This window comes from Clostridium yunnanense, from assembly GCF_016595795.1.
GTDB lineage: Bacteria > Bacillota > Clostridia > Clostridiales > Clostridiaceae > Clostridium_AR > Clostridium_AR yunnanense.
In genome coordinates this window covers 23,117-31,929 of record NZ_JAENHN010000063.1, presented here as the reverse complement: position 1 = coordinate 31,929, position 8,813 = coordinate 23,117, and the positions used below count along the sequence as shown (strand labels likewise).

Here is an 8,813-nt window from a genome sequence, read left to right as displayed (position 1 = left end):
CTTTTTAATCATTTGAATCACCCACATAAATTTAATAATTTAAGTATAACATAAAAGACCTAGAAAATTGTCTCCTGACAATTTTCTAGGTCTAATTTGCTAAAAGGGACTTTTTCAGTGCCCTCCTTGTAGTTAGGAACTTTTTGAAAAATAAAAAAGGAAGACTACTTATCATAGTCTTCCTTATATAAAGGGTGAGATTGTTATTCACTAAGATCCGGGGAGATCTCGCCTAAAATTTAAGGGGATACTTAAATTTTCGCACACTGCATGAGATTAATTTATAATTTTTTAATTATTGTGCTAGGAACATAGCCATATCATCATCAACATTTGTTATTCCACCGATACCAAAGTTTTGTACTAAAACATTAGCAACATTTGGTGAAAGGAATGCTGGTAGAGTTGGTCCTAAGTGTATATTCTTAACTCCTAAGTGAAGTAAAGATAATAATACTATAACAGCTTTTTGTTCATACCAAGCTATGTTGTATGATATTGGTAATTCATTTATATCAGCTAATCCGAATACTTCTTTAAGCTTTAATGCTATTAATGCTAATGAGTATGAGTCATTACATTGTCCAGCATCTAGAACTCTTGGAATTCCTCCGATATCACCTAAGTTTAACTTGTTGTATTTGTACTTAGCGCATCCAGCTGTAAGGATTACTGTATCCTTTGGAAGCTTTTCAGCAAATTCTGTGTAGTAACTTCTGCTCTTAGCTCTTCCGTCACAACCAGCCATTACGAAGAATCTCTTTATAGCGCCACTCTTAACTGCATCAACAACTTTATCTGCTAAAGCAAATACTTGTTCATGAGCGAATCCACCGATGATTTCTCCTGTTTCTATTTCAGTTGGTGTAGGTAATTTCTTAGCTTGTTCAACTAAAGCTGAGAAGTCCTTAACTCCATTTGCATCTGCATCTATATGCTTAACCCCTGGGAATCCAGTTACACCTGTAGTGTATATTCTATCCTTGTATGAATCCTTTGGAGTAACTATACAGTTTGTAGTCATAAGTATTGGTCCATTGAACTTTTCGAATTCTTCATTTTGTTTCCACCAAGCATTTCCATAGTTTCCAGCAAAATGGCTGTATTTCTTAAATGCTGGGTAGTAGTGAGCTGGAAGCATTTCACTGTGAGTATAAACGTCTACTCCAGTTCCTTCTGTTTGCTCAAGTAATTGTTCTAGATCTCTTAAATCATGTCCGCTTATTAATATACCAGGATTATTTCTAACTCCTATATTAACCTTAGTTATTTCAGGATTTCCGTAAGTCTTAGTGTTAGCAGTATCTAATAATGCCATACCTGAAACGCCAACTTCACCAGCTTTTAAAGCTAATGCTACATAATCATCAACTGTTTTTGTATCATCTATTAATTCAGCTAATGCTTGTGCCATGAAAGCTACAACTTCATCATTTTCAAATCCTAATGCTCTAGCTTGCTTTACATAAGCTGACATACCTTTTAATCCGTAAGTTGTTAATTCTCTTAATGATCTTATATCTTCATTTTGAGTTGAAAGAACACCTACAGTTTCAGCTTTTTCATTGAATTCATCAACATTAGCTCCAAACCAAGTTGTTGCTTCTGGAAGTTTGCTTTCTTCTTCTTTCTTTAATCCAACGAAAGTAAGCATCTTAGCTAACCAGCTTTCATTTGTAACTCCAACGTTTCCGCCTGCTTTAGCTACTTCAGCTTTTAATTCTTCTCTTAAAGCTAAACCTTCTCTTATTCTTGATATAAATACATCTCTATCAAAGTTTGCATTTGTTATTGTTGCAAATAAACTATCAACTATAAAGTTATCAGCTTTTTTACTTGTAACTCCAACTTTTCTTCCTTCGTTTATCACAACAGAAAGACCTTTAACAACATATATTAATAAATCCTGTGATTTTGCTACATCTTCAGTCTTACCACACACACCTTTTATTGTACATCCTTTGCAGCCAGCTGCTTCTTGACATTGATAACAAAACATACTCATAGAACTTAACCTCCGATTAATTTATTTATTTTAATTTTTCGTACCATCTTCAATATGACTAATTGAAGTGGCATTTATTTGTTTGATCTCTTCTCTACATTTCAAATTATACTAATTTACTCTACATTAATCGGTAACTTAAGTTACGAAATAAAAACTTTTTATAATTTTTATAAAAATCTTGCTTGTTTATTTGAAAATATACTACTGATATATAGATATTGTCATCTTAGTACAAATTAACAACCTTAAATAACAAAACTCCCAGTCTTTCAAACGCTTTATATTAGCATTTATAGACTGAGAGTTTTATTATAATTCTATTGAACAGTTTCTTCTTAAATATTATTATTCAAATTAAGGTGTTGCTATGGAGATACTATATGGTTGAGCTATTAGAATTAAATGATTTGCGGAAATGGAATAGCGTTAATAAACTGTATTGTCCGAACGTAGTGAGTTATACAGTTTTAGCTATGAGATTTCTGAAAATCATATTAATTCTTTGCGAAAATCATTGAAGTATCGGAAGAGTGACACCTTAATTTGAACGCAACCCATTAATTAATATGCTATTGAAGTTTAGCTAACTCTACTGCAAGCTTAGCTGCAACTTCTGCATTATTAAATACAAGCTTAATGTTTGAATCTAAAGATGCTCCACCTGTAATCTCTTTAACCTTAGCAAGTAAGAATGGTGTACTTTCTTTTCCTTTTATACCTTGTTCCTTTGCTTCTTTTAATGCATTTTCTATAGCATTATTTATAGTGTCATAATCCATTTGATATTGTTCTGGTATTGGATTAGCTATTACTACTCCACCATTAAGTCCAAGATCCCATTTAGCCTTTATTGCTTCAGCAAGTTCCTTTTCATCTTCTACCTTGTAATCAACTCCAAAGCCGCTCTTTCTTGTATAGAAAGCAGGAAGTTCTTCAGTCTTAAACCCAACTACAGGAACTCCATAAGTTTCTAGGTATTCTAATGTTAAACCAATATCAAGTATTGATTTAGCCCCTGCACAAACAACAGCTACATTTGTATGAGCAAATTCTTGTAAATCTGCTGATATATCAAAAGTTTCTTGAGCTTCTCTGTGTACGCCTCCGATTCCACCTGTAGCAAATACTTTTACTCCAGCTAATGCTGCTATTATCATAGTAGATGCAACTGTTGTAGCTCCATCAGCTTTTTTAGCTATTATGAAAGGTATATCTCTTCTTGAAGTCTTTATAACATTTCCTGCTTTACCTAAATGATCTATTTCAGCTTCTGTTAAACCAACTTTTAAAACTCCACCTAATATAGCTATTGTGGCTGGTACAGCTCCATTATCTCTTATAATTTGCTCTACTGCTAATGCAGTTGCAACATTTTGTGGATATGGCATACCGTGTGATATTATAGTAGATTCTAAAGCTACTACTGGTCTACCTTCTTCTAAAGCTTTTTTTACCTCTGGATTAATGTCTAAATATTTTTCTAACATAATTAAAACTCCTCCTCAATTAACTTATATATATTATCCACTGTAATATTAGGGTTTATAGTATCTTCGTGACTAAGTGCAAGTATCGCTGCTGCATTACCAAATATGGCTTTTTGTTTTATACTTAAATCATTTAGTTCTCCATATACAAGTCCAGCCATAAATGCATCTCCAGCTCCAGTTGCATTTATTACCTTGATAGCTTTTCCTTCAATGTGTCCATCTTGCTTTCCGTCAGTATAATAAGTACCTTTTGAACCAAGACTTATAAATACATTTTTTACTCCTGCATCTATGAAATATCTACCTGCCTTTTTCAAACTTCTGTCATCTTCTATCTTTATACCACTTAAGATCTCAGCCTCTAATTGATTAGGCTTTATAGTATGAAATACTCCTATTATGTCTTTAACCTTCATTGATTTTGCAGTAGAAACAGTATCTAAGAATAATTTGCTTTCTTTGTAGTTACTTGCTATATATTTGATTACATCTTCATTGAGATTTGTATCAATTACCGTAACTTCCGAATTGTCTAATACATGCTTTTTACTTATCAAGTAATTAACATCAAGCCTCTCAATAACATCCATATGAGATATTGCAACAGCCATATCTCCAGACTCATCTAAAATTGATAGGTAAGAAGACGTGCTTTGCCCCTGTGCTACCATTATCTCCTTAACATCCATTCCGATATGTCTTCCTTCATCAATAACTTTTTGACCGTAAACATCCTCACCAACTACTGATAAAAATTTCGTATGAATTCCAAGCCTAACCATGTTTTCAGCAATATTTCTCCCAACTCCGCCTAAAGAATGTTTAACCACACCAATATTGGAGTCTTTGTATATCAATTTACTACTAGGAAAGCCTTGAATATCTATGTTCGCTCCTCCTACAACCGTAGCATATTGATTTTCCTTTACTACATATCCTTTTCCTAATATACTGCCTTTTTTTATTAAATTAGTTATATGTACTGCTGCTGAAGACCTAGTAATACCTAAGATATTTGCTAATTCTTTTTGTGATATCATAGGATTTTTTCTTATTATCTGTAATATTTCTTGCTCTCTGTTCGTCATAGCATCACCCTAACATATGCTTATTTTATTAACTTTTGCTTACTTAAATCGTACCACTTATTTATATCACTGTAAAGGTTTATACATGTTAATTTTTTTTAAATATTTTTATTTTATATTTATAAACCTTTTATAGTATTTCTAATTCACATATTAATATCAAAATGAATATTTAATACTATATCAGTATAACCTTTTAATATTGACTATGTTTAAGATTACTGTTGAAATTAATCGGTTATACAGGAGATGCTATATAAGCAAGCAACTAAAATTAAATGATTTTTTCATATAATAAATGCTTTTTATTCGTAAAACTATATGTTATTCTACCTATCATAAGCTATGTTATAAAGGAGATTAATTTTATATGAAGCACTATGTAGATCAAGCAAAATTTGAAGTAGACCAATGGAAGATTATTGTGACTAAGAAGCCAACAATTATAGATAATTTGACTAGAAAAAGTCAGCAGAAAATAAACAGCGTACTCCCAGATAAATACCACACTATAATGACAGAAGCCATCAAAAACATATCTAAGGGTGTCATATCTGGTTCAGAGTTTATAACAAAAAAAACATACAATGATATGAGTTTTTATGATAGAGAAGAATTAGTAAGAAAAAAGATTGAGACATATAAGACCACAGCTATGATAGAAGGTGCTGGAACAGGGGCCGCTGGTTTTTTGGTAGGTCTTGCTGATTTCCCATTATTATTAACTATAAAATTTAAGTTTCTATTTGATGTAGCATCCATATATGGTTTCGATGTAAGAGATTACAAAGAAAGACTATTTATTCTTCATGTATTTCAATTAGCCTTCTCAAGCAAGAGTCATTCAAACAAGATATTCTCTGAAATTGAAAACTGGGAAGAATATTCAAGGTCCTTGCCTTCTGATATAAATGAATTTGACTGGAAGACCTTTCAACAAGAATATAGAGACTATATAGATTTGGCTAAACTACTACAGATGCTTCCTGCTGTAGGAGCTTTCGTAGGAGCTTATGTAAACTCAAAACTTTTAGATAAGTTAGGTGAAACTGCAATGAATTGCTATAGAATGAGATTACTCTATAAATAAAGCAAGCCTCATAAATTTCAATTTATGACGGCTTATTGTATGGATGTACCACTTCATAATAAATTATCATTTTTAAATTCTCTCACCAGAAGCCGTGAGAGCTTTAAAAATAGATTTCGGTTCGAAGTGATACATCTATATAAGGTTCCAACTTCAACTATTAATTCCTTGCATAAACTCATTAAAGTTCGGGATGACTAACCACTTAATCTCAAAACGGTACTTTAATAGTTTTTGCTCATTTTTGATGTTGAGAATTCATCAATTGGGAAAACTACTGGCATTCCTGTCAATCTAGACTTATATGCAGCTAAGATTATTGACATAGCTTTTTTCCCTTCTACTCCATTAATATACGGCTCTTTATCAGCTCTAATAGCTTCGATCATATCTTTAAATAGCAATGTATGTCCAAATCCATATACCGTATCAGGGTTTTCAGCATTATCTTTAATAATTTGTTCTTCATCTTCCTCCCCATCTTCAAACTTCCAGGTATCTATCTTATTAACTGCAATCCCACCTATGGAAACAGTTCCTTTCTCACCAAAAATATCTAAGGTTTCTTTTAAGTTCTTAGGATATATGCATGCGCTTCCCTCAATTATTCCTATCGACCCATTTTTAAATCTTATCATGATAGCTCCAAAGTCTTCTGCTTCTATTTTTCTAAGAAAAGTATCACTTTGTGAATAAACACTGTCTACCTCTCCCCCAAGCATCCATTGGAGTAAATCTATATTGTGTATGCACTGATTCATAAGTACTCCACCATCTAAATCCCAAGTGCCCCTCCACTTAGCTTCATTATAATAATCCATATCTCTATTCCATAGTATCCTTGCAGTACCGTTTATAATTTTCCCAAACCTATTATCTTCAACTGCTTTTCTTAGCAGCTGAATAGCAGCGTTAAATCTATTTTGATGACTAATGGAAAGTTTAACATTATTCTTTATTGAGCATGCTATCATTTTATCTGCATCAACAATTGATAGAGCCATGGGTTTTTCACATATCACATTTATCCCTTTATTCATACAATAAATCGATATTTCTGAGTGATACCCACTTTCTGTAGCTACTGTAACTAAATCTATCTTCTCTTTATCAAGCATTTCTTTATAATCTGAATAAACTTTAGGTTCTTTATCCATAGGACAAAGTTTCAAATATTCATTTGCTCTATTAATTGCTTTACTTAATATAACATCACATAAACAAATTAATTGCGCTTCTTCACTATTCTCAGCAATAGCTTGTATATGCTTATAAGATATTCTTCCACAACCTATTATTGCAAATCTATATCTCTTCATTCATTGATTTCCTTTACTACTTCATTGCTAACTACAAAACTTCTTCCGCAAATATGACACTTAGTAGAATTTTCATCATTAAAACTTAGTTTTTCTCCACAGGTACAAACATACCCAACTAGCCTAGCTGGATTTCCAACCACTAAACCATAGTCAGGCACATCACATGTCACTACTGCTCCTGCTCCTACTAGTGCATACTTTCCAATATTGTTTCCACAAACAATTGTGGAATTCGCCCCTACACTTGCCCCTACTCCAACCCTTGTAGTTTTATACTCATTCTTTTTCTCTATAAAACTTCTAGGATTTATTACATTGGTAAATACACAAGAAGGTCCTAAAAATACAAAGTCTTCACAAACAACTCCAGTATAAACTGAAACATTATTTTGTATCTTTACTCCATTTCCTATGGTCACCCCTGACGAAATAAATACATTCTGTCCTATATTGCAATCTTTTCCTATACTGCAATTTTTCATTACATGAGAAAAATGCCATATTTTCGTACCTGAACCTACTGTAGCTAGCTCATCTACATAAGCTGATTCATGAATAAAACACTGTTCATTTCTCATTGTTCTTATTCACCTCAAAATCATTTATTGCATTTACAATATAAAGCTTTTGTTCCACGGAAAGCTCAGGGTATATAGGAATAGCTAAAGTTCTTCGGGAAAGATACTCAGCCACTGGCATATCTCCTTCCTTATATCCTAAATTATGATATACTTTTTGCAGATGTACGGGTACAGGATAATATATACCTGTAGCTATATTTCTTTCTTTTAGATATGAAGCTAATTTATCTCTATAATCACTTTGAATGATATACATATGATAAACATGCTTTTTATGACTTACCTCTACTGGCTTAACTATAGATTTATTAATTATATTTTCACTATAAAAAGCTGCGTTTTTAGTTCTTTTTTCATTCCACATATCAATACTTTTTAGTTTTACTCTTAAAATAGCTGCTTGTATTTCATCTAATCTAGAATTGAACCCTATTATGAAATTATAATATTTCAAGGGATTATAAATAGTATTATCATTATTCTTTTCCTGTAATATTGGTTCTTCAATATGATTTAATAAATTGTATGCTTTCTCACCATTCTCTCCACTACCATGGACTCTCAACGCCTTAACTATGGTGGCAATATTATCATCATTAGTAACTATCATTCCGCCATCGCCTGCACATCCTAAGTTTTTGGTTGGAAAAAATGAAAAGCAGGCTATATCACCTAAGGTTCCAACCTTTTTCCCATAATGCTCTGCACCTATAGCTTGACATGCATCTTCGATTACAAATAAATTATTTCTTCTAGCTATGTTTAGTATCTCATTCATATCTGCAGGTTGACCAAATATATGAACAGGTATTATAGCCCTTGTCCTTTTTGTTATCTTTTCTTCAATCTTCCTTACATCTATATTAAAAGTGTCCCTATCAACATCAGCAAATACAGGTGTTGCCCCTACAGCTGATATGCTTTCTGCGGTGGAGAAAAAGGTATAAGGCGTGGTTATTACCTCATCCCCTTCCCCTATTCCCAGTGACTTCATTGCTATTACTAGCGCATCAGTGCCATTTGCTACCGAAATAGCATTTTTAACGTCTAAATATGATGCAAATTCTCTCTCAAATGATTCCACTTGTCCACCCATTATATAATTTACCGATGACAAAATATCTAAAACTCTACTATTTAATTCGATCTTTATATTTTCGTATTGCGCTTTTAAATCAATTAGTGGCACATTCATATATATAACTCTCCTTACTTGCAACAATAAAACTTAAAT

At 32.4% G+C, this 8,813-nt stretch carries 7 protein-coding genes; 1 reads left to right on the top strand and 6 read right to left on the bottom strand.

Annotated features, from left to right (window positions below):
* Nucleotides 1-295: 295 nt before the first annotated feature.
* From hcp to JHL18_RS22665, 3 genes are all read right to left on the bottom strand, one after another.
* Complete coding sequence (gene hcp, locus JHL18_RS22675; protein WP_200273540.1) at nt 296-2,005, bottom strand: hydroxylamine reductase; 1,710 nt, start codon at nt 2,003-2,005, stop codon at nt 296-298.
* 572 nt (nt 2,006-2,577) lie between these two features.
* Nucleotides 2,578-3,495 (bottom strand): pseudouridine-5'-phosphate glycosidase, encoded by a 918-nt coding sequence (locus JHL18_RS22670; protein WP_200273538.1) that lies wholly within the window; start codon nt 3,493-3,495, stop codon nt 2,578-2,580.
* A 2-nt stretch (nt 3,496-3,497) separates the two neighbouring features.
* Nucleotides 3,498-4,586, bottom strand: coding sequence for a PfkB family carbohydrate kinase (locus tag JHL18_RS22665; RefSeq protein ID WP_200273536.1), 1,089 nt, complete (start codon nt 4,584-4,586; stop codon nt 3,498-3,500).
* Between the two features lie 370 nt (nt 4,587-4,956).
* Here JHL18_RS22665 and JHL18_RS22660 point away from each other — a divergent pair, with 370 nt between their 5' ends.
* A complete protein-coding gene (locus JHL18_RS22660; RefSeq protein WP_200273534.1) occupies nt 4,957-5,676 on the top strand; it encodes an EcsC family protein in 720 nt (239 codons plus the stop codon).
* A gap of 224 nt (nt 5,677-5,900) precedes the next feature.
* Here the strand turns inward: JHL18_RS22660 and JHL18_RS22655 are convergent, their stop codons facing one another.
* From JHL18_RS22655 to JHL18_RS22645, 3 genes are read right to left on the bottom strand one after another with little or no spacing between them, the layout of a single operon-like run.
* Complete coding sequence (locus JHL18_RS22655) at nt 5,901-6,995, bottom strand: Gfo/Idh/MocA family protein (protein ID WP_200273532.1); 1,095 nt, start codon at nt 6,993-6,995, stop codon at nt 5,901-5,903.
* The gene (locus JHL18_RS22650) at nt 6,992-7,576 is read right to left on the bottom strand and encodes an acyltransferase (RefSeq protein ID WP_200273530.1); all 585 of its coding nucleotides are present in this window, start codon (nt 7,574-7,576) and stop codon (nt 6,992-6,994) included. Before JHL18_RS22650 ends, JHL18_RS22655 begins: the two co-directional genes overlap by 4 nt.
* Nucleotides 7,566-8,774 (bottom strand): DegT/DnrJ/EryC1/StrS family aminotransferase, encoded by a 1,209-nt coding sequence (locus tag JHL18_RS22645; protein WP_200273528.1) that lies wholly within the window; start codon nt 8,772-8,774, stop codon nt 7,566-7,568. Before JHL18_RS22645 ends, JHL18_RS22650 begins: the two co-directional genes overlap by 11 nt.
* Nucleotides 8,775-8,813: the final 39 nt, after the last annotated feature.